Here is a 22,311-nt window from a genome sequence, read left to right on the forward strand (position 1 = left end):
TCAGGATGAATAGCGAAATAGCCATCGACGATGAAAGGGACAGTAGCTCTTGTACGACCGGTCGCAGCGAGCCGGGGATGGTGGAAGCCTGGCATCGGCGCAAGAGTGAACATCACCCTGGAGTTCCATGCCGAACATCAAGTAGGCCATGGCGCGTCATTCCCGTTACGAATGAAAAGTGGGCTGTGCGTCGTTTGCATGGCCAAGAAGGGTGGTACCGCGAGACCGTTCTCGTCCCTTGCCGGGGGAGAACGGTTTTTTTATTTGGAATCTATCGTTCGAAGGAGGAGCAAGGATGGATTACAAAGAGACGCTGCTTATGCCGCAAACCGAGTTCCCGATGCGCGGCAACTTGCCGAAGCGGGAGCCGGAAATGCAAAAAAAATGGGAGGAAATGGACATTTACCGGAAAGTGCAGGAGCGGACGAAAGGACGTCCGCTGTTTGTCCTGCATGACGGCCCGCCGTATGCCAACGGCGACATTCATATGGGCCATGCGCTGAACAAAATTTTAAAAGATATCATCGTCCGCTACAAATCGATGAACGGCTATTGCGCGCCGTACGTGCCGGGCTGGGATACGCACGGACTGCCGATCGAAACGGCGCTCGCGAAGCAAGGCGTCGACCGCAAATCGATGAGCGTCGCCGAGTTCCGCAAGCGGTGCGAGCAATATGCGTATGAACAAATCGACAACCAGCGCCGGCAGTTCAAGCGGCTCGGCGTGCGCGGCGACTGGGACAACCCGTACATTACGCTCAAACCGGAGTACGAAGCCCAGCAAATTAAAGTATTTGGCGAAATGGCGAAAAAAGGGCTCATCTACAAAGGGTTGAAGCCGGTCTATTGGTCCCCGTCAAGCGAATCGGCGCTCGCCGAAGCGGAAATCGAATATAAAGACAAGCGTTCGCCGTCGATTTATGTCGCCTTCCCGGTGAAAGACGGCAAAGGCGTGCTTGAGGGCGATGAGCGAATCGTCATTTGGACGACGACGCCGTGGACGATTCCGGCGAACTTGGCGATCGCGGTTCATCCGGATTTGGATTACCATGTTGTCGATGTCAGCGGAAAACGGTATGTCGTCGCTGCCGCCTTGGCGGAATCGGTGGCGAAAGAAATCGGTTGGGACGCATGGTCGGTCGTCAAAACGGTCAAAGGAAAAGAGCTTGAATACGTCGTGGCGAAACATCCGTTTTATGAGCGCGACTCGCTTGTCGTCTGCGGCGAACACGTCACGACCGACGCCGGCACCGGTTGCGTCCATACGGCGCCGGGCCACGGGGAAGACGACTTTCTCGTCGGGCAAAAATACGGGCTTCCGGTCCTTTGCCCGGTTGATGAGCGCGGCTACATGACCGAGGAAGCGCCGGGATTTGAGGGGATGTTTTACGAAGACGCCAACAAGGCGATTACACAGAAGCTTGAGGAAGTCGGCGCTTTGTTGAAGCTCGGGTTTATCACCCACTCGTATCCGCACGACTGGCGGACAAAGCAGCCGACGATTTTCCGAGCGACAACGCAATGGTTTGCGTCGATCGATAAAATCCGCAACGAGCTGCTTCAGGCGATTAAAGAAACGAAATGGATTCCGGAGTGGGGGGAAATCCGCATCCACAACATGGTGCGCGACCGCGGCGACTGGTGCATTTCCCGCCAACGCGCCTGGGGGGTGCCGATTCCGGTCTTTTACGGCGAAAACGGCGAACCGATCATCACCGATGAGACGATTGAGCATGTGTCGAACCTGTTCCGCCAATACGGGTCGAACGTCTGGTTTGAACGAGAGGCGAAAGACTTGCTGCCGGAAGGATTCACCCATCCGTCGAGCCCGAACGGCATCTTTACGAAAGAAACGGACATTATGGATGTCTGGTTTGACTCCGGTTCGTCGCACCAAGCCGTGTTGGTCGAACGCGACGATCTCATGCGTCCGGCTGATTTGTACTTGGAAGGGTCCGACCAATATCGCGGCTGGTTCAACTCATCGCTGTCCACCGCCGTTGCCGTCACCGGCAAAGCGCCGTATAAAGGCGTGTTGAGCCACGGCTTTGTCTTGGACGGCGAAGGGCGGAAAATGAGCAAGTCGCTCGGCAACGTCGTCGTGCCGGCGAAAGTGATGGAACAGTTCGGCGCCGACATTTTGCGGCTTTGGGTCGCTTCGGTTGACTACCAAGCGGACGTGCGCATCTCCGACCATATTTTAAAACAAGTGTCGGAAGTGTACCGGAAAATCCGCAACACGTTCCGGTTTATGCTCGGCAACTTGTTCGATTTTGACCCGAACCAAAACGCCGTGCCGATTGGGGAGCTTGGCGAAGTCGACCGCTATATGCTGGCGAAGTTGAACAAGCTGATCGCCAAAGTGAAAAAGGCCTATGACAGCTACGATTTCGCCGCGGTTTACCATGAGATGAACCATTTCTGCACCGTCGAGCTGAGCGCGTTTTACTTGGATATGGCGAAAGACATTTTGTACATCGAAGCGGCCGACTCGCGCGCCCGCCGCGCCGTGCAGACGGTGCTGTATGAAACGGTCGTCGCGTTGGCGAAGCTCATCGCGCCGATTTTGCCGCATACCGCCGATGAAGTGTGGGAGCATATCCCGAATCGAAGAGAAAACGTCGAAAGCGTCCAGCTCACCGATATGCCGGAGCCGATCGCGATCGACGGCGAAGAAGCGCTGCTGGCGAAATGGGATGCGTTTATGGACGTGCGCGATGACATGTTAAAAGCGCTCGAGAACGCGCGCAATGAAAAAGTGATCGGCAAATCGCTGACCGCGAGCGTCATCGTCTACCCGAAAGACGAGGCGCGGAAGCTATTGGCGTCGCTTGATGCCGACTTGCGCCAGCTTCTCATCGTTTCCGCCTTTTCGATCGCCGATGAGCCGTATGACGCCGCGCCGGCCGAAGCCGAGCGGCTCGACCACGTGGCCGTCCTCGTCCGCCCGGCGGAAGGCGAGACGTGCGAGCGGTGCTGGACGGTGACTCCAGCTGTCGGACAAGATCCGTCCCACCCGACGCTTTGCCCGCGCTGCGCACATATCGTGAATGAACATTATTCAGCGTAACGAAAAGCGGCAGGTTGCCTTGGGGCGGCCTTGCCGCTTCATTTGTTTGCCATGGCGAATTATGCTACAATGCAAAAAGGATGAATGAGAAGGACAGGGGGACTTGGCACGGTGGCATACTATTGGATTGCAGCGGCGGTCGTCATCCTCGATCAATGGACGAAATGGCTTGTCGTCCGCTATATGCGGCTTGGGGAAAGCATCCCGATCATTGACAATGTGCTCTATATTACGTCACACCGCAATCGCGGCGCGGCGTGGGGCATGCTCGAAGGGCAGTTTTGGCTCTTTTATTTGATTACGGTTATTGTCGTGGCGGCGATCGTGATCTACATTCGCCGCCTGAAGCCTTCTGAACGCCTGGCGGGCGTAGGGCTTGGGCTGATGCTCGGCGGGGCGATTGGCAATTTTCTCGACCGCGTCTTTCGCAAGGAAGTGGTCGATTTCATCCACGCGTACATCGGCACGTACAGTTTTCCGGTGTTCAACGTGGCTGACTCGGCGCTGACGGTCGGCGTCATCTTGCTGTTTGTCCATATGTTTTTTTTCGCGACACCAGAGAAAGGGAATGAGTAGATGGACACGATCACATTTCACATTGAAGACGAATATGACGGCGAACGAATTGATAAAGTGATCGCGGCGTTAAATGAGGAATGGTCGCGTTCACAAGTGCAGCAATGGATCAAAAACGGGCTTGTGACCGTGAACGGCCAAACGGTGAAGGCGAACTACAAATGCGAGGCGGGCGACTCGGTCGCCGTCTCACCGCCGGAGCCGGAGCCGCTTCATGTCGAGCCGGAGCCGATTCCGCTGGACATTTATTATGAGGATGAGGATGTCCTTGTCGTCAACAAGCCGCGCGGCATGGTCGTCCATCCGGCGCCCGGGCATATGCGCGGCACGCTTGTCAACGCGCTTCTCGCCCATTGCCGCGACCTGTCTGGGATCAACGGCGTGCTTCGCCCCGGCATCGTCCATCGGATTGACAAAGACACATCAGGACTATTGATGGTGGCGAAAAACGACGCCGCCCACCGCTCGCTCGTCGAGCAGCTTGTGAACAAAACGGTGACGCGCCGCTACAAGGCGATCGTCCACGGCGTCATTCCGCACGATTATGGCACGATCGACGCGCCGATCGGCCGCGACAAACGCGACCGAAAAAAAATGGCCGTCACCGAGGAAAACGGCAAGGAAGCCGTCACCCATTTCCGCGTGCTCGAGCGGTTTCGCCATTACACGTATGTGGAGTGCCAGCTGGAAACGGGGCGGACGCACCAAATTCGCGTCCATATGAAATACATCGGCTATCCGCTCGCTGGCGACCCGCAATACGGGCCGAAAAAAACGCTCGCCATCGACGGCCAGGCGCTTCACGCCGGGGTGCTCGGCTTCCGTCATCCGAGAAGCGGCGAGTATTTGGAATTCGAAGCGCCGTTGCCACCGGAGTTTGCCGAGCTGCTTGACTGGCTGCGAAAAAACGATTGACAAACGAACACGCCCCCTTTACAATGAAAACAGGTGAACAGGAACCTTTAAGTTCAGTCCTGTGAGGCTGAAAAGGGGTCGGAATGACAAAGAAGGGCGATGTATGCCCATCTTGTTTGGCGATAAGCGCGCCATCCCCCGCTTCACAGGCGGGGGATTTTTTGTGCCAACGGAGGTGGCTTGTATGCAAAAGGCGGTCGTGATGGACGAACAGGCGATTCGCCGCGCTTTGACGCGCATCGCCCACGAAATCATCGAACGAAACAAAGGCATTGACGGCTGCGTGCTTGTCGGAATTAAAACGCGCGGCATTTACTTGGCGCGCCGCTTGGCGGAGCGGATCGAGCAAATTGAAGGGGCGTCCGTTCCCGTCGGTGAGCTTGACATCACCTTGTACCGCGACGATTTGACCGTGAAGACGGACGACCATGAACCGCTTGTGAAAGGAACGAATGTGCCGTTTCCGGTGACCGAGCGGAATGTCATTTTAGTTGATGATGTGCTCTTTACCGGCCGGACGGTGCGGGCGGCGATGGATGCGGTCATGGATTTGGGCCGCCCGGCGCGCATCCAGCTCGCCGTGCTTGTTGACCGCGGCCACAGGGAACTCCCGATCCGCGCTGATTTCGTCGGCAAAAACGTGCCGACCTCTCGTTCGGAACTGATCGTCGTGGAGCTTTCGGAAGTGGACGGCATCGATCAAGTCTCCATTCATGAAAAATAGCGAAGCACCCTTTTAAGCGCAGTCCCGTGAGGCTGCAAAAGGGGCGGAATCGTTTCGGCTGTTTCTGCACCCTCTTTGCGCCTTTATGGGCAAAGAGGGTGTTTTTGTGCACACTAAAAAACAAGTTGGCTCATTTTACAAAAGGAGTGACGAAAGATGAACAAACCGGTGTTGGACATTCAAGACCGCCCGACTGTTGGGCAATGGATCACGCTAAGCCTTCAGCATTTATTCGCCATGTTCGGGGCGACGATTTTAGTGCCGTACTTAGTCGGCTTAGATCCGTCGATCGCCTTGCTGACAAGCGGGCTCGGAACATTGGCGTTTTTGCTCATTACGAAATGGCAAGTGCCGGCGTATCTTGGCTCGTCGTTCGCCTACATTGCGCCGATCATCGCGGCGAAAACGGCTGGCGGCCCGGGAGCGGCCATGATCGGCAGCTTCCTCGCCGGATTGGTGTACGGGGTTGTCGCCCTCATCATTAAAAAAGCCGGCTACCGCTGGGTGATGAAACTGTTGCCGCCGGTTGTGGTCGGCCCGGTCATCATCGTCATCGGCCTCGGCTTGGCCGGGACGGCGGTCGGGATGGCGATGAACGGCCCGGACGGCAAATACAGCTTGCTCCATTTCTCGGTGGCGCTCGTGACGCTCGCGGCCACGATCGTCTGCTCCGTGCTCGCGCGCGGCATGTTGAGCTTGATTCCGGTGCTTGTCGGCATTGTCGTCGGCTATCTCTACGCGTTGGCGGTCGGGCTCGTCGATTTGTCGAAAGTGGCGGCGGCGAAATGGTTCGAATGGCCGGATTTCTTGATCCCGTTTGCCGATTATCCGGTGCGCGTCACATGGGAGATCGTCATGCTCATGGTGCCGGTGGCGATCGTCACCTTGTCCGAGCATATCGGCCACCAGCTCGTCTTAAGCAAAGTCGTCGGCCGCGACCTCATTCAAAAACCGGGGCTGCACCGCTCGATTTTAGGGGACGGAACGGCGACGATGATCTCCGCCTTGCTTGGCGGTCCGCCGAAGACGACGTACGGGGAAAACATCGGTGTGCTGGCGATCACCCGCGTCTACAGTGTCTACGTGCTGGCCGGCGCGGCGGTCATCGCGATCGCTTTCGGCTTCGTCGGCAAAATCACGGCGCTGATCAGCTCGATTCCGACGCCGGTCATGGGCGGTGTGTCGATCTTGCTGTTTGGCATCATCGCCTCGTCCGGACTGCGCATGTTGATCGACAGCCGCGTCGATTTCGGCCAGACGCGCAATTTAGTCATCGCTTCCGTCATCTTGGTCATCGGCATCGGCGGAGCGGTGCTGAAAATCAGCGACAGCTTCCAAATTACCGGGATGGCGCTCTCGGCCATTGTCGGCGTCCTCCTCAACTTGATTTTGCCGGGGCGTCCACAAGCCGCGGAAAACCTATTTGAAGAAAACCAGAGCGACCATGTCGCCTAATAGGAGAAAGCACCTTTTAATTAAGTCCCGCGAGGCTTAAAAAGGTGTGAAAACAGGCGCATCCAGGGCCGGAGTGCACCTTCGGCCCTGCCATGCGCCGATCGTCACACCTTGCCTGGCCGGCAAGGTGTTTTTTTCGCGAAAAAACGAAAAGGAGCGAGACCGATGACCCATCTTTTCGCATTAAGTGAACTGCCGCTTGATGAAATCCACCGTTTGCTCGATGAAGCGGAAGCGTTCCGCAGCGGGCGCATCTGGCGCCCGGCGGCGCCGATGTACGTCGCCAACTTGTTTTTCGAACCGAGCACGCGCACGAAATGCAGCTTCGAGATGGCGGAACGGAAGCTTGGGCTTCATGTCATTCCATTTGACCCGGAACGCTCGAGCGTGCAAAAAGGGGAGACGCTGTACGATACCGTACGGACGCTTGAGGCGATCGGCGTCGATGCGGTTGTCATCCGCCATCACGAAGATGCGTATTTCGAAGCGCTCCGCCATGCGGTCGGCATTCCGATCATCAACGCCGGTGACGGCTGCGGGCACCATCCGACCCAGTCGCTCTTGGATTTATTGACGATCCGCCAAGAGTTTGGCGCCTTCACTGGCTTGACGGTGGCGATCATCGGCGACATCCGTCATAGCCGCGTCGCCCGCTCCAATGCGGAAGTGTTGACAAGGCTGGGGGCAAACGTCCTGTTTTCCGGACCGGCGGAGTGGAAAGATGAAACGAATCCGTACGGGACGTACGTCGACATCGATGAGGCCATCGCCCGCGCCGATGTCGTGATGCTTTTGCGCATCCAACATGAACGCCATGCGGAAACGATGGGGCTGACAAAAGAAGAGTACCATGCGCGGTACGGGCTGACGCTTGAGCGGGCGCGGCGGATGAAATCGGGCGCCATCATCTTGCACCCGGCGCCGGTCAACCGCGGGGTCGAAATCGCAAGCGAACTTGTCGAAGCGAAGGCATCGCGCATTTTTAAACAAATGGAAAACGGCGTCTACGTGCGGATGGCTGTCTTAAAACGGGCAATGGAAGGGAGAATGGAGCATGGGCGTATGGCTGAAAAATGGCATGTCGTTCAATAAAGATGGGGAATTGATGCGGACACATATCAAAATCGAACACGGAACCATTGCAGCGATCCTCTATGAACAGCCGCTGGAAGCGAATGAGGAGGACGTTATCGACGTTGGCGGCCGTCTCATCGTTCCTGGCCTGATCGACTTGCACGTTCATTTGCGCGAACCGGGCGGCGAAGCGAAAGAAACGATTGAAACGGGCACGCTCGCCGCGGCGAAAGGCGGATTTGCGACGGTTGCCGCCATGCCGAACACGAACCCAGCGCCGGATCGGAAAGAGCAGATGGAATGGCTGCAAGCCCGCATCCGCGAAACGGCGCGCGTCAACGTGCTTCCGTACGCGGCGATCACGATTGGACAAAAAGGGGAAGAGCTGACCGATTTTGCGGCGCTAAAAGAAGCAGGGGCGTTCGCCTTTACCGATGACGGCGTCGGCGTCCAGTCGGCCGGGATGATGTTTGAAGCGATGAAACAGGCGGCGGCGCTCGATATGGCGATCGTTGCCCATTGCGAGGACGACACGCTGACAAACGGCGGAGCGGTGCATGACGGCGAGTTCGCCCGGCGCTATGGACTTCGCGGCATTCCATCCGTCTGCGAGGCGGTGCACATCGCCCGCGACGTCTTGCTTGCCGAGGCAGCCGGATGCCATTATCACGTCTGCCATATCAGCACGAAAGAATCGGTGCGCGTCGTCCGCGACGCGAAGCGGGCCGGCATCCGCGTCACCGCCGAAGTGACGCCGCACCATCTGCTCTTGTGCGATGAAGACATTCCGGGGTTGGACGCGAACTACAAAATGAACCCGCCGCTGCGCAGCCGAGAGGACCGTGACGCATTAATTGAAGGACTGCTCGACGGCACGATCGACTTTATCGCCACCGACCACGCGCCGCATACAGCCGCGGAAAAAGCGAAAGGCATCGAGGCGGCGCCGTTTGGCATCGTTGGATTGGAAACGGCGTTTCCGCTCTTATATACGCATTTTGTCAAAACCGGCATCTTTACGTTACAGCAACTTGTCGATTGGCTGACGATCAAGCCGGCGCAATGTTTTGGCCTCAAGGCCGGGCGGCTTGCCGTCGGGGCGCCGGCGGATATTGCGGTCATTGATTTGGAAACAGAAGAAGCGATTGATCCCGAGACGTTCGCGTCCAAAGGGAAAAATACGCCGTTTGCCGGCTGGGTGTGCCAAGGCTGGCCGGTGATGACGTTCGTTGGCGGAACACTCGTATGGGAGAAAGGAAGGGCGTAAAGATGAAACGGCAGCTGATTTTAGAAGATGGTTCGTTTTTTGTCGGCGAAGCGTTTGGCAGCTTGAAAGAGACGATCGGGGAAGTCGTCTTTAACACTGGGATGACTGGATATCAAGAAATTTTGACCGACCCGTCGTATTGCGGGCAAATCGTGACGATGACGTATCCGTTGATCGGCAACTACGGCATTAACCGCGACGACTTTGAAGCGATCCGCCCGCATGTGCACGGGTTCATCGTCAAAGAAGCGTGCGTGAAGCCGTCCAACTGGCGCGGAGAACTGACGTTGGACGAGTATTTGAAAGAAAAAGGCATCCCTGGCCTTTCCGGCATCGACACGCGCAAACTGACGCGCCTCATCCGCCAATACGGAACGTTAAAAGGGATGATCTGTGGGCTAGATGTCGATCCGGCGGAAGCAGCAGCCAAGCTGCGGGCGATGGAGTGGCCGCGCGACCAAGTGCGGCGCGTCTCAACGAAAAGCGCCTACCCAAGCCCGGGGCGAGGCGAGCGCATCGTCTTGATCGACTTTGGGATGAAACACGGCATTTTGCGCGAACTGAACAAGCGAAATTGCGATGTGATCGTCTTGCCGTACAACGCCACCGCTGAAGAGGTGCTCGGCTGGCATCCGGATGGGGTCATGCTTTCCAATGGACCGGGCGACCCGAAAGACGTGCCGGAAGCGATCGAGATGATCCGCGGGATTCTCGGCAAAGTGCCGCTCTTTGGCATCTGCCTCGGCCATCAGCTGTTCGCGTTGGCGTGCGGCGCGAATACGGAGAAAATGAAATTCGGCCATCGCGGCTCGAACCATCCGGTCAAAGACTTGCGCACCGGCAAAGTCGCCATCACGTCGCAAAACCATGGCTATACCGTCACGCACGAGTCGCTTTCTGGCACCCGGCTTGAGGTGACGCATATCGCCTTAAATGACGGCACGGTCGAAGGGCTCCGTCATTTGGACGTTCCGGCGTTTACGGTGCAATACCATCCGGAAGCCTCGCCGGGCCCGGAAGATGCGAATCCGTTGTTTGACGAGTTTTTGGCGCTCATCCGCGAGTTCAACAAGAAAGGGGAAGTCATCCATGCCTAAACGCCGCGACATTGAAACGATTTTAGTCATCGGCTCGGGGCCGATCGTCATCGGCCAGGCGGCCGAGTTCGACTACGCAGGGACGCAAGCGTGCTTAGCCCTAAAAGAAGAAGGATACAAAGTCATTCTGGTGAACTCAAACCCGGCGACGATCATGACCGATACGGAAATCGCCGATAAAGTCTATATGGAGCCGCTGACGCTCGATTTTGTCGCCCGCATCATCCGCAAAGAGCGGCCGGACGCGATTTTGCCGACGCTTGGCGGCCAGACCGGCCTCAACTTGGCGGTTGAGCTCGCCAAAGCCGGCGTGCTCGAGGAGTGCGGCGTGGAAATTCTCGGCACGAAGCTCGAGGCGATCGAAAAGGCGGAAGACCGCGAACAGTTTCGCGCCCTCATGAACGAGCTTGGCGAGCCGGTGCCGGAAAGCGCGATTATTCACAGCTTGGAAGAGGCATACGCCTTTGTCGAACAAATCGGCTATCCGGTCATCGTCCGCCCGGCGTTCACGCTCGGCGGCACGGGCGGCGGCATTTGCACGAACGAAGAAGAGCTTATTGAAATCGTCTCAACCGGATTGAAGATGAGCCCGGTGCACCAATGCTTGCTCGAGCGGAGCATCGCCGGCTACAAGGAGATTGAATACGAAGTGATGCGCGACGCCAATGACAACGCGATTGTCGTCTGCAACATGGAAAACATCGACCCGGTCGGCATTCATACGGGCGATTCGATCGTCGTCGCCCCGAGCCAGACGTTAAGCGACCGCGAATATCAGCTTTTGCGGAACGCGTCCTTGAAAATCATCCGCGCCCTTGGCATAGAAGGCGGCTGCAACGTCCAGCTGGCGCTTGACCCAGACAGCTTCCGCTATTACGTCATTGAAGTGAACCCGCGCGTCAGCCGCTCGTCGGCGCTGGCGTCAAAAGCGACGGGGTATCCGATCGCGAAACTGGCGGCGAAAATCGCCGTCGGGTTGACGCTTGACGAAATGATCAACCCGGTCACCGGGAAAACGTACGCCTGCTTCGAGCCGGCGCTTGATTATGTGGTGACGAAAATTCCGCGCTTTCCGTTTGACAAATTTGAATCGGCGAACCGCCGCCTTGGCACGCAAATGAAAGCGACCGGCGAAGTGATGGCGATCGGCCGGACGTTCGAAGAATCGCTGTTAAAAGCCGTTCGTTCGCTCGAGATCGGAGTGCATCATCTGGAATTGAACGAGGCGAAAACGGCCGCCGACGACGTGATCGAAAAACGGATCCGCAAGGCGGGCGATGAGCGGCTCTTTTACATCGCCGAGGCGCTCCGCCGCGGGGTGACGGTGGAGACGCTGCATGAATGGAGCCAAATCGACCGCTTTTTCCTGCATAAAATCCAGAACATCATCGAGATGGAAACGGTCTTGAAAAACCACCCGGGCGACCTTGACGTGTTAAAGAAAGCGAAAGCGCTCGGCTTCTCCGATGCGGCGATAGCGGCGTTATGGAACAAAACGGAGCGCGACATTTACGCGCTGCGCCGCCAACACGGCATCATGCCGGTGTACAAAATGGTCGATACGTGCGCAGCCGAATTCACGTCGGAAACGCCGTACTACTACAGCACGTACGAGGAAGAAAACGAATCGATCGTGACGGAAAAACCGAGCGTCGTCGTGCTTGGCTCCGGCCCGATCCGCATCGGCCAAGGGATCGAATTTGACTATGCGACCGTCCATTGCGTCTGGGCCATTAAGCAGGCCGGTTATGAGGCGATCATCATCAACAACAACCCGGAAACGGTCTCGACCGACTTCAGCACATCGGACAAACTGTATTTCGAACCGCTGACGGCCGAAGACGTGATGCATGTCATCGACCTCGAGCAGCCGGTCGGCGTCATCGTCCAATTCGGCGGTCAGACGGCCATCAACTTGGCGGCGGAACTCGAGGCGCGCGGCGTCCGCTTGCTTGGGACGACGCTTGAAGATTTGGACCGCGCCGAAGACCGCGACAAATTTGAACAGGCGCTCTCGGAACTCGGCATTCCCAAACCGGCCGGCAAAACCGCCGTTTCGGTCGAAGAAGCGGTCGCCATCGCCGAGGAGATCGGCTACCCGGTGCTCGTCCGTCCTTCGTACGTGCTCGGCGGCCGGGCGATGGAAATCGTGTACAATCGCGGCGAGCTGCTTCATTACATGGAACACGCCGTGCGCGTCAATCCACAGCACCCAGTGCTTGTTGACCGCTACATCACTGGCAAGGAAGTCGAAGTCGATGCCATCGCCGACGGCGAGACGGTCGTCATCCCCGGGATCATGGAACATATCGAGCGGGCCGGCGTCCATTCCGGCGACTCGATCGCCGTCTACCCGCCCCAGACATTAAGCGCGGAAGTGATCGACAAGATCGCGGATTACACGATCCGACTGGCGCGCGGGCTGCATATTGTCGGGCTGTTGAACATCCAGTTTGTCGTCTCGGGAAGCGACGTCTATGTCTTGGAAGTGAACCCGCGCTCAAGCCGCACGGTGCCGTTTTTAAGCAAAATCACCGGCGTGCCGATGGCGAATCTCGCCACGAAAGCCATTTTAGGGGCGAAGCTCGCCGACATGGGCTACACAACCGGCGTCTGCCCGGTGCGCTCCGGCGTGTACGTGAAAGTGCCGGTGTTCTCGTTTGCGAAATTGCGCAACGTCGACATTTCGCTCGGCCCGGAAATGAAGTCGACCGGCGAAGTGATCGGCAAGGACGTGACGTTTGAAAAAGCGCTCTATAAGGGGCTTGTCGCCTCGGGCATCCATATCCAGCCGCATGGAGCAGTGCTGTTGACGGTGGCCGACAAAGATAAAGAAGAAGCGGTCGACCTGGCGCGCCGCTTTGCCGACATCGGCTACCAGCTGTTGGCGACGAACGGCACGGCGGAAACATTGAAAGCGGCCGGCATTCCGGTGACGGTCGTCAATAAAATCCACTCGGCGTCGCCGAACATTTTGGATGTCATCCGCCAAGGGAAGGCGCAAGTCGTCATCAATACGCTGACGAAAGGAAAGCAGCCGGAAAGCGACGGCTTCCGCATCCGCCGCGAAGCGGTCGAAAACGGCATCCCGTGCTTGACGTCGCTCGATACGGCCCGGGCGATGCTGCAAGTGCTCGAATCGATGACATTTTCAACGACGGCGATGACGGAAGGGCTGGTGCGGTCATGATCGGCCGCGAACGAATGACGGTCGCAAGCCAGCGGCTGATCGCCGAGCGGACGTATGAATTGACGCTTTCCGGCCGCCTCGTGCAAGAGATGAAACAGCCGGGCCAGTTTGTTCATGTGAAAGTGGCCGCATCCGCCGATCCGCTCCTGCGCCGCCCGCTCAGCCTTTGCCATATCGACCACAAGCAGGGGCAATGCACGATCATTTACCGCCAGGAAGGGAAAGGCACGGCGCTCCTTACGCAAAAACAGCCGGGCGACACGGTCGATGTGCTCGGCCCGCTCGGCAACGGCTTTCCGCTCGAGGCCGCGCCGGCGGGCAGCCGGGCGCTGCTAGTCGGCGGCGGCATCGGCGTCCCGCCGCTCTATGAACTGGCGAAACAGCTCACAAAGCGCGGCGTCAAAGTGGTGAGCGTGCTCGGGTTTCAAACGAAAGCGGCGGTCTTTTACGAAGAAGAATTTGCCGCGTTCGGCGAGACGCATGTCGCGACCGATGACGGCTCGCACGGAACGGTCGGGCGCGTCACCGATGTGATCGAAGCGCGCTCGCTCGAGTTTGACGTCTTATACGCCTGCGGCCCGAAGCCGATGCTTCGGGCGCTTGCGGAACGGTTTCCGAACCGGCCGGTGTACTTGTCGCTCGAGGAGCGGATGGGCTGCGGCGTCGGGGCGTGTTTCGCCTGCGTCTGCCATGTGTCAGGGAGCGAGACGGCGTATAAAAAAGTATGCAGCGACGGTCCGGTGTTTCGGGCCGGGGAGGTGGTGCTATGAACCGGCTTGCCGTTGAACTGCCGGGTCTTTCGCTCAAAAACCCGATCATGCCGGCGTCTGGCTGTTTCGGGTTTGGCCGCGAGTACGCCCGGTTTTACGATTTAAGCGTGTTAGGCGCCATTATGATCAAGGCGACGACAAAAGAGCCGCGCTTTGGCAATCCGACACCAAGGGTGGCAGAAACGCCGGGCGGGATGTTAAACGCCATCGGCTTGCAAAACCCCGGCCTTGACAAAGTGCTCGAAGAAGAACTGCCGTGGCTTGAACAGTTTGACGTACCGATCATCGCCAATATCGCTGGCTCGACGGTGGAAGAGTACGTCGAGGTAGCCGAAGCGATTTCCAAAGCGCCCAATGTCCATGCGTTAGAGCTCAACATTTCCTGCCCAAACGTGAAAAAAGGCGGGATTGCGTTTGGCACCGTGCCGGACGTGGCTGCGGAACTGACGCGGCTTGTCAAAGAAGTGTCCGCCGTGCCGGTGTACGTGAAGCTGTCTCCGAACGTCACCGACATCGTCGCGATGGCGAAGGCCATTGAACAAGCGGGCGCCGATGGCTTGACGATGATCAACACGCTCGTTGGCATGCGCATCGACGTGAAAACAGGCCGGCCGATTTTGGCCAACGGCACCGGGGGCTTATCCGGCCCGGCGGTCAAGCCAATCGCCATTCGCATGATTTATGAAGTGAGCCAGGCGGTGTCGATTCCGATCATCGGCATGGGCGGCATTCAAACGGCGGAAGACGTGCTCGAGTTTTTCTACGCCGGCGCGAGCGCGGTTGCGGTCGGAACGGCCAACTTCGTCGATCCATTCGTCTGCCCGACGATCATCGCCGACCTGCCGGCGCTGTTGGACGACCTCGGGATCGGCCACATTTCCGAATGCATAGGAAGGAGCTGGAAGACCGGTGCACACGCCGTTCATTGTCGCGCTTGATTTCCCATCAAAACAAGAGGTGGAGCGGTTTTTGCGGCCGTTTGCCGGAACGCCGCTGTTCGTCAAAGTCGGCATGGAGCTGTACTATCAGGAAGGTCCAGCCATCGTCGCGTTTCTCAAAGAACAAGGACATGCCGTCTTTTTAGACTTAAAACTGCACGACATTCCGAATACGGTGAAACAGGCGATGAAAGGGCTCGCCCGTGTCGGCGCCGATTTGGTGAACGTCCACGCCGCCGGCGGCCGGCGCATGATGGAAGCGGCGATCGAGGGGCTTGACGCCGGCACGCCAAGCGGAAGAATGCGGCCGCGCTGCATCGCTGTCACCCAGCTGACAAGCACGGACGAGCGAATGCTTCATGAGGAGCTGTGGATTTCCCGCCCGCTTGTGGAAACAGTCGCCCATTATGCCGCCTTGGCGAAAGAAAGCGGCCTTGACGGCGTCGTCTGTTCAGCGAACGAAGCGCCGCTCATCAAAGAACGGTGCGGCGCCTCGTTCCTTGCCGTCACCCCCGGTATCCGCTTTGCTGATGATGCGGCGCACGATCAAGTGCGCGTCGTCACCCCAAGGAAAGCGCGTGAGCTTGGCGCCGACTACATCGTCGTCGGCCGCAGCCTCACCCGCGCCGCCGATCCGCTTGAAGCGTACAATCGCTTGCAGCACGAATGGAACGGAGGAGAGAGAGAATGAAACACGACATCGCCGCCAAATTGCTTGAAATCGGGGCGGTCGCCCTGCAGCCGAGCGAGCCGTTCACCTGGTCCTCGGGTTTGAAATCGCCAATTTATTGCGACAACCGCCTGACGCTCGCTTACCCCGACGTGCGCCGCACGATCGCCGACGGCCTCGCCGAACTCATCCGCACCCATTTCCCGGAAGCGGATCTCATCGCTGGCACGGCGACCGCCGGCATCCCGCACGCCGCCTGGGTGAGCGAGCGGCTTGATCTGCCGATGTGCTACGTCCGCAGCCAGGCGAAAGCGCACGGCAAAGGAAAACAAATCGAAGGCAAAGCCGAACCGGGCCAGCGCGTGGTCGTTATCGAAGACTTGATCTCGACGGGCGGCAGCTCGCTTGCGGCCGTCCGCGCCTTGAAAGAGGCGGGCTGCGAAGTGCTTGGCGTCGCCGCCATCTTCACATACGGGCTCGAAAAAGCGAAACAGGCGTTTGCCGCAGAGAATTTGCCTGCCTACACGCTTACGGACTACAACACCCTCATCGAAACGGCCGTCCGCCTTGGTGCCGTCAGCGAACACGATCTGGCGACATTGCGAAAATGGCGGGAGAATCCGGAGAAGTGGGGGAACTAACATCAACGCAAGCGAAAAGGGGCTGACTCAAAAGCCCCTTTTTGATGAAATTTCACCTCACATTTCGCACCCTAGCAGGGCTGAAAGAAAGAATTTTTTATTTCGTTTTTTAGAATAACTTTCCGACCAACACAACGAGCGATGGCAATCCTTTTTTTACCATCGCTAGTCGTTCTGTATCATGTTAGACGTAGATGCTCTCATCCATGCCCAATCCCTGCAGAATCCTTCGCTGATCCGGGTTGAGGGAGCGATCGAGTGCGCGTTGGATGCGCCCGTCTGGCAGCTCCAGCAGGATGACGTTCACATATTGAAACAGCTGAAAAATCACCTGTCCCGTTGGCCGGGTCAGCTTGCGGCCTCCCGCGCCCTTTAACGGGCGTTCTGGTGTGATGAACTGACGCACCCGGCGCTGAAAAACGCGGTAAATCGCCAAGGCCAAGAGAAATAGATAGCCCAATACGGCGACCCGTTCTGGTTTTTTGACATAAATCTCATCCGTGAAAAACGGATCTTTCAAAAAAGCGAAATTCATTTCCACCGAGATTTGCCCTTTATACAGCTTCAAGATCTCTTGGGCATCCATTTGTTGGCCCTTCCATTCCTTCGGAACGGTCGTGACGAGGACAAACCGGGACGCTTTCCGTCTTGCCTGTTCCCATGCCTGTTGGTCGAATTCGACGTTTAGGCGAAGGGTGTACAGCGTCTCCGTCTCGGGTTCCGCCCCTTTTTTCGGCCGTCCTCGCCGTTTTTTCGGACGCACGATCTCTTCGACCGCGGCCTCCACTCGATGAAACCGAGGGCGAAGGGACGCCTTGAGGGAGGTCAAGGCTTGTTCGGCGTCTTCCCGGCAGGAGAAGGGGTGGCGCTCCCAACGGACTTGTTCCTCGCGAAGAAGCTCCGCTTCTTTGACCCGCTCTTTTTCGAGCGTCTTTCCTTTGCGCTGGTCGAGCGCGCTCGATTCGACGACGATCAGCCGAACCGGGTGGCCTTCATAGGTCGAGGCCGTTTCCCATACCCGATGCGTGGCGCCGTTTCTCTCCGCCAGGGTAAAGGGTTCGCTCCACGGGATGTGAGGCGAATCGGCCTCTGCGAGCGCCTGTTTCACGATCCGAAGCGACGAAGGGCCTCTGGTGATCAAAAAGGCACGGGCGGCTTTTGTCTGCGCCAAGGTGTCTTTCGTCATCGCGGCGGAATCGGCCACGTAAATCCATTCGTCGTCGATCTTGGCTTGTTTGAACTGTTCGTGGATCCGCGACAGCACCTCAGGATTCCACGCCTTATCCGATAGATTGCCGTCATGCACATCGCCGTAAAACGGGATGCCATCCTCGTTGCCGACCAGTCCGAAGCCGATTGGTTTTTGCCAACGATGATGGCGGTTATAGCCATGTGTGATCTGCAAAGCCTCTAATGAGGCCGACTCATACGCTCCGTAAACCGTCTTGTCCGTCGTATCAGCGTGAAAGGCTCGGAGGGAAAGGCCTTCTTTGCGATAAATGTGAATCAAGCAAGTGCTGATGACCTTGTGAATATCGGCCTCATACAAGCGGTCGAGATGACGGGCCAAGGCATCGTCGTTCAACCAGGAAGGCTGGAGACCGGGACGGATGAGTTTCTCTAGATCGATCTCCTGAGCCCATCGTTCTAAGTGAACCAGGGCTTGCCGGCCGTCAAATAGATGGTAAAGGATGGCTTGAACGGCATCGCTGACTCGCGTTTGGCACTGTGGATCGACGGGCACAAGATGGTCAATCAAGTGGGGGATGTCGAGTTTTTTGACTAGAACACTTATGATATTCAAATAACCATTACGATAGACCCCTTTGACTTTCACATTCATGAAAGAAAAACTCCTTTACGTTCCTTGTATGTCAAGGATTCATTCGACATCGGAACAAAAAATCCTCCTGATTTTCGTCGAAAGGGTGCGAAATGTGAGGAAAGAAGGCAGCACACTCAAGGTTTTACGGCATTCTTGACAGCGATATCGTGCGATCCAAAGGTGATACTCCCCCTCTGCCGTCAACACATAGCGTTGGTCGTATCCGTGACGATGCAAGGGGCGGCGGGATGGACAGTGGGGGGCATTGGTTCACGTCGGGAAAATCGTTCTCTTTCCCACGATCCGTATACGTTTGAATGTCAATGCCAAAGTCGTGAAACTGGATCACACTTCCTCTCCCCTCTCCTTGAAACGAATGGAAATCTTCGTCCGAAACAATTCACAAAAAATTTAGCACATTCCTTCAGAAAAGGGGAGAGGGCTTTCTGAAAGAATGTGCAAAAAAATGGGCGTTTTGTGCTGAAATAATAATGATAATTTACAGTTGAATCAAAAAACAATTAGTGTTATTATTTACAATAAAGGAAATATTAAGTGATTTCAGGAGGCGGTTCTATGTTAACTAAGACAGGAATATTTTTAGATCAGGTCACCCGTGGTGCTAGTTGAGCTTTAGCGCTCAACTAGCCCAAGTGTAACCAGGGAATAGGCTAACAATATACCGTCTAACGCCACTTCAAATCCGATGATCGAATTGGCTCGGATCTCAGTGATGCGATAGTGGTCAACCAGAACCGAGAACACCGTCTCGATCCCTTTGCGTTTTTGTTGGATCCACTGCTCCCATGTCTCAGACGCACGATGTTTCTGGTTTTTTCGAGACGGAGTCCAAAGCGCCATTTGGTATTCTTCGTACAGCCTTTTTTGCAAGTCACGGCTGATGAATCCTTTGTCCCCGAAGTGATAGGGGTGAGGAATTTGGGTCATAACGCTTTCGGCTGCGATTCGATCGTGGTAAGATGCTTCCGTCACCACATACCCCATCGGCAGCCCTTGATCGGTCACTTGAAGGTGCAGCTTCAACCCGTAGTACCATTGTTTTTTGGAAGTGCAATACCCGATGTCGGCGATCTCTTGAAACCGTTTGACGCGATGCATTCTTGCCGTATGGCACAATGGGAGCGGCAAGCTGTCCACGACAGCATAGGCATGATGTTGGCCACGTTTTTCCAGCTCATGGCGGATCCATTTGATGGCGAAGTCAAGCGTCAGACAACGGCGGTTGTACCGGGAACGTTCGAGAAACGAGCCGTTTGTGAACAAATTTTCCGTGACAAAACGATGCCATGCCCGTTCAGAAGTAAAACCGAGCAGCTTTCCTAAAAGATGAATGGCGATGATGACAGCGTCCTCTTGCTTGACCAAATGGCGATTTCGACGATGAAGATGCACCTGAATGCATGAAAGTTGGGCAGAAACAAAAACGAAAATGGCGGCATATTGCTTTTGAATCTTGGCCCGATCTGTAGTAAAATGAAAGTGCTCTTGCATGGGGATTCTCCTTTCGAATGGTAGGTCACACTTTCATTCTACAGGAGATCCGCCAGGCAAGGGCTATTTTTATGCTTGATCAAGTTTATCTAGCACCGCGGGTCAGGTCGAAATAAATAGCAGAACTGTAGATGAGCATTTTTCATTATAATAATTTCCATGGTTAGAGAGACAAACAGGGTACCCCTTAGGCGACATGGAGCTGTTTTTTGATCACATCAATGGGAATCTCTTGATTCGCGGCGTTATAAATGAACTCGACGACGCTGTGGCCTTTCCGCGATCGAAGAAGCTCCAATCCGGTGGAGAGGTCTTGCTGGGATTCCGCTATGCTGTACACGCAGGAGGAGAGCACCACCGCCCAATACCGTTTCACCGCCCGAATGTGGCGAACGCGGTATCCATCCAGCTTCAGTTGATCTTTCGCCTGCCGGAAAAAGCACTCGATCGTCCAACGCTGAGCATAGTAACGCAAGATGTCTTCGTCCCCGAGCTCCCGATCGGTGCTCAAGACGACATGGAGATGTTCCGGCGCCATCGGCTGATCCGCCTTCCAAGCCAGCAGCACCACCGCGTCATCGAGGCCATGGATCGCCCCCTCATAGCGATACACGCGATAACGCTCCTGACCCACCGTGACGAGGCGGGTGTCTTCGGACTCGACATAGCGGGCGAACTGCTTGGCTTGGATGGCGATGCCTTTCGGGTAGAGAATCCGGTTCGTCTTGAGCATGGCGATGACATGGAATCCCTGTTTCAAGCAGGCTTCAATGAGCTTTTTGGACGGATACCACGAATCCATGAGCACATACACCGGCTGAGCCCGCTTCACTTTGAGCGAAGAAAGCATCTCCATCGCTAGGTCGACTTTGCTTGTTCCCGCCGTCTTATCATAAAGACGAAACGCGAACGGGAATGCCTGAGTCATGGTGTGCACCATCAGCCAAACGAGCGAATGCCCCCAGACCGATTGATGATCTTTGTGAGAGAAATGCCAATCACACCCTTGAATGGCGTGTGCAGCCCGTGACGAAGGCTTCGTTTTTTGGCAAATGGCATCATCAATCGAAACAAAAAGGGGTTGATTCTCCCGTTTGGCGATTCGCTTGATGCGATGAAGGATCCATTGCTGGAGTTTGCGAAGCAACGTCTCTTCATCCCAAGGGCTTTTCGTGAAAAAATGGCTGAGCGTTGTTCGATGATTGGGATGAAAACTCCAGTGATGGAGATCCGTCAGCGTTCCCGAGAATCCCTTGGTGGTCAAGGCATCGACGATATGAACGAGATGCTTCAGAACCGGCTTCGAGAAATGCAATGCCAACCCCAATGCGAAGAAAAACTTGTGGATTCCTTGATGATGTGCTAATCTATTCATGAGACATGAACCTCCTTGTGAATGGTTGGTTAGCACATCTATTTTAACCAAGGAGTCGGGTTCATGTCTCCTTTTTTGTTTGGTTGTCAATTTATGTTAGTGAATTTGCTCATCTACAGTAAAGAAATTGTTTTTCGTCTTTGTCGTTTTCTTGAGAAGTCGGCTTTGACTAAATGATAATGAAGGAGTGGTCATCTTTCCATGATTGCAATCCCTGAAATTACTATAGAAACCCCTTACACTGAAAGGAAAGAAGCCTTAGAGCTTGAGGGTAGCGTGCGACGTGAACACTTTATGGATCTTGTCCTTCTATCCTTCTATGGCTCTGATATTTACGACAAATTAAATAGGATGAATACTTCAGAAAAGATGGGTTCCTACGATATCCTCCGTATCTATAATCCAAACTTGGAGCAGCGCCGCCAGCTTGCGTGTAATGGATTTATTTATAAACCGAGTTGGTTGCTTTGGATATGCCCATCTTACCAGTCGGATGAAGAGTATCTTGCGATTTTGAGCAAAAAACAACGCCAGCGTACCCGAAAGGCCGTTAATATTGTGGAGTCTCGCTTTAAAGTTGTGGTAGAAGATGGGTTAGAGATAAAAACTATTGATAAATGGTACGAACTCTACAGAAATCGTGTTAGGGAAATGAAGCGAGGTTTGCTCATAGCAGAGGCGGATCGCCATGTGTTTATAACTCAGCCGGAAAAATTTGTCGGCCTATTTATCTATGATGGATCTCAGATGATTGGCGGAACCCTCTGTCTTCGTAGAAACGACATGAACATGCTTAGGGTAGTGTATAGTGCAACCGACCCGAATTATATGGGTTCTGTTGAACTTTCACGTTATCTTTACTTCCTGTTGTTGCGTACAGCCCGGGAGCTTGGATATTCCATATCCAGCCTTGGTGTGGATCCGAATCTCTACGGACATGTGGTTAGTGTCGGGTTGTACAGCTTTAAGTGGCGAATCGGATTTCGCCCTATACCGGCTCAGATTTATGGAGAGGACAGTTCCGACGTTTTGGAGAGAATTATATCGTTTTCCAAGCTTGATGATCCGGTGTTTTGCCTGGGATATAGTGAGGAAGGTATGTCCGATTTAAGTCTTGAAGGACATCTTTTCTACCGGAATCTTGGGGTGCGTATTAGCGATTTTCAGGCACCTTTTCTTGGTAAATTACATTTACACAAGGTGGTGTAATAA

General features: G+C 55.6%; 17 protein-coding genes, 1 pseudogene and 1 other annotated feature. Of the genes and pseudogenes, 14 read left to right on the forward strand and 4 right to left on the reverse strand.

The window, feature by feature from the left end:
- Positions 1 to 21: 21 nt before the first annotated feature.
- Positions 22 to 242 (forward strand) — a binding site (T-box leader).
- 53 nt (positions 243 to 295) lie between these two features.
- From ileS to pyrE, 13 genes are all read left to right on the forward strand, one after another.
- The gene (ileS, locus tag GYMC52_RS05415) at positions 296 to 3,070 is read left to right on the forward strand and encodes an isoleucine--tRNA ligase (RefSeq protein ID WP_013523344.1); all 2,775 of its coding nucleotides are present in this window, start codon (positions 296 to 298) and stop codon (positions 3,068 to 3,070) included.
- Between the two features lie 84 nt (positions 3,071 to 3,154).
- A complete protein-coding gene (lspA, locus tag GYMC52_RS05420; RefSeq protein WP_080997780.1) occupies positions 3,155 to 3,646 on the forward strand; it encodes a signal peptidase II in 492 nt (163 codons plus the stop codon).
- Complete coding sequence (locus tag GYMC52_RS05425) at positions 3,647 to 4,561, forward strand: RluA family pseudouridine synthase (protein ID WP_011230646.1); 915 nt, start codon at positions 3,647 to 3,649, stop codon at positions 4,559 to 4,561.
- 184 nt (positions 4,562 to 4,745) lie between these two features.
- Entirely contained in the window at positions 4,746 to 5,285 is a 540-nt protein-coding gene (gene pyrR, locus GYMC52_RS05430; RefSeq protein WP_011230647.1) for a bifunctional pyr operon transcriptional regulator/uracil phosphoribosyltransferase PyrR, read from the forward strand.
- Between the two features lie 156 nt (positions 5,286 to 5,441).
- Positions 5,442 to 6,740 carry a solute carrier family 23 protein gene (locus GYMC52_RS05435; RefSeq protein ID WP_011230648.1) on the forward strand — a complete coding sequence of 433 codons (1,299 nt, stop codon included), beginning with the start codon at positions 5,442 to 5,444 and terminating at the stop codon, positions 6,738 to 6,740.
- 165 nt (positions 6,741 to 6,905) lie between these two features.
- Entirely contained in the window at positions 6,906 to 7,832 is a 927-nt protein-coding gene (locus GYMC52_RS05440; RefSeq protein WP_013523346.1) for an aspartate carbamoyltransferase catalytic subunit, read from the forward strand.
- Positions 7,795 to 9,081 carry a dihydroorotase gene (locus GYMC52_RS05445; RefSeq protein ID WP_013523347.1) on the forward strand — a complete coding sequence of 429 codons (1,287 nt, stop codon included), beginning with the start codon at positions 7,795 to 7,797 and terminating at the stop codon, positions 9,079 to 9,081. The genes GYMC52_RS05440 and GYMC52_RS05445 overlap by 38 nt, the downstream gene beginning before the upstream one ends.
- A 2-nt stretch (positions 9,082 to 9,083) precedes the next feature.
- The gene (locus tag GYMC52_RS05450; RefSeq protein WP_013523348.1) at positions 9,084 to 10,178 is read left to right on the forward strand and encodes a carbamoyl phosphate synthase small subunit; all 1,095 of its coding nucleotides are present in this window, start codon (positions 9,084 to 9,086) and stop codon (positions 10,176 to 10,178) included.
- On the forward strand, positions 10,171 to 13,368 hold the full coding sequence (gene carB, locus GYMC52_RS05455) for a carbamoyl-phosphate synthase large subunit (protein ID WP_013523349.1): 3,198 nt from the start codon (positions 10,171 to 10,173) through the stop codon (positions 13,366 to 13,368). The genes GYMC52_RS05450 and carB overlap by 8 nt, the downstream gene beginning before the upstream one ends.
- Complete coding sequence (locus GYMC52_RS05460) at positions 13,365 to 14,138, forward strand: dihydroorotate dehydrogenase electron transfer subunit (protein ID WP_013523350.1); 774 nt, start codon at positions 13,365 to 13,367, stop codon at positions 14,136 to 14,138. The genes carB and GYMC52_RS05460 overlap by 4 nt, the downstream gene beginning before the upstream one ends.
- Positions 14,135 to 15,076 (forward strand): dihydroorotate dehydrogenase, encoded by a 942-nt coding sequence (locus GYMC52_RS05465; RefSeq protein ID WP_013523351.1) that lies wholly within the window; start codon positions 14,135 to 14,137, stop codon positions 15,074 to 15,076. The genes GYMC52_RS05460 and GYMC52_RS05465 overlap by 4 nt, the downstream gene beginning before the upstream one ends.
- The gene (gene pyrF / locus GYMC52_RS05470; protein WP_013523352.1) at positions 15,048 to 15,767 is read left to right on the forward strand and encodes an orotidine-5'-phosphate decarboxylase; all 720 of its coding nucleotides are present in this window, start codon (positions 15,048 to 15,050) and stop codon (positions 15,765 to 15,767) included. The genes GYMC52_RS05465 and pyrF overlap by 29 nt, the downstream gene beginning before the upstream one ends.
- Positions 15,764 to 16,387: an orotate phosphoribosyltransferase gene (gene pyrE / locus GYMC52_RS05475; protein WP_013523353.1), complete on the forward strand. Its 624-nt coding sequence runs from the start codon at positions 15,764 to 15,766 to the stop codon at positions 16,385 to 16,387. Before pyrF ends, pyrE begins: the two co-directional genes overlap by 4 nt.
- A 184-nt stretch (positions 16,388 to 16,571) precedes the next feature.
- Here pyrE and GYMC52_RS05480 read toward each other — a convergent pair whose 3' ends face one another.
- From GYMC52_RS05480 to GYMC52_RS05490, 4 genes and pseudogenes are all read right to left on the reverse strand, one after another.
- The gene (locus GYMC52_RS05480) at positions 16,572 to 18,230 is read right to left on the reverse strand and encodes an IS1634 family transposase (protein WP_013523354.1); all 1,659 of its coding nucleotides are present in this window, start codon (positions 18,228 to 18,230) and stop codon (positions 16,572 to 16,574) included.
- Positions 18,231 to 18,326: 96 nt separating this feature from the next.
- A pseudogene (locus GYMC52_RS19945) lies at positions 18,327 to 18,561 on the reverse strand (DUF6431 domain-containing protein); the annotation flags it as partial.
- Between the two features lie 284 nt (positions 18,562 to 18,845).
- Positions 18,846 to 19,724 (reverse strand): IS982 family transposase, encoded by an 879-nt coding sequence (locus GYMC52_RS05485; protein ID WP_013523355.1) that lies wholly within the window; start codon positions 19,722 to 19,724, stop codon positions 18,846 to 18,848.
- Positions 19,725 to 19,911: 187 nt separating this feature from the next.
- Positions 19,912 to 21,099 (reverse strand): IS701 family transposase, encoded by a 1,188-nt coding sequence (locus GYMC52_RS05490; RefSeq protein ID WP_013523356.1) that lies wholly within the window; start codon positions 21,097 to 21,099, stop codon positions 19,912 to 19,914.
- 201 nt (positions 21,100 to 21,300) lie between these two features.
- Between GYMC52_RS05490 and GYMC52_RS05495 the strand changes: the two genes are divergently transcribed.
- On the forward strand, positions 21,301 to 22,308 hold the full coding sequence (locus GYMC52_RS05495) for a peptidogalycan biosysnthesis protein (protein ID WP_013145814.1): 1,008 nt from the start codon (positions 21,301 to 21,303) through the stop codon (positions 22,306 to 22,308).
- The last annotated feature ends 3 nt before the right edge of the window (positions 22,309 to 22,311 follow it).

The sequence above is a fragment of the Geobacillus sp. Y412MC52 genome, from assembly GCF_000174795.2.
Lineage (GTDB): Bacteria > Bacillota > Bacilli > Bacillales > Anoxybacillaceae > Geobacillus > Geobacillus thermoleovorans.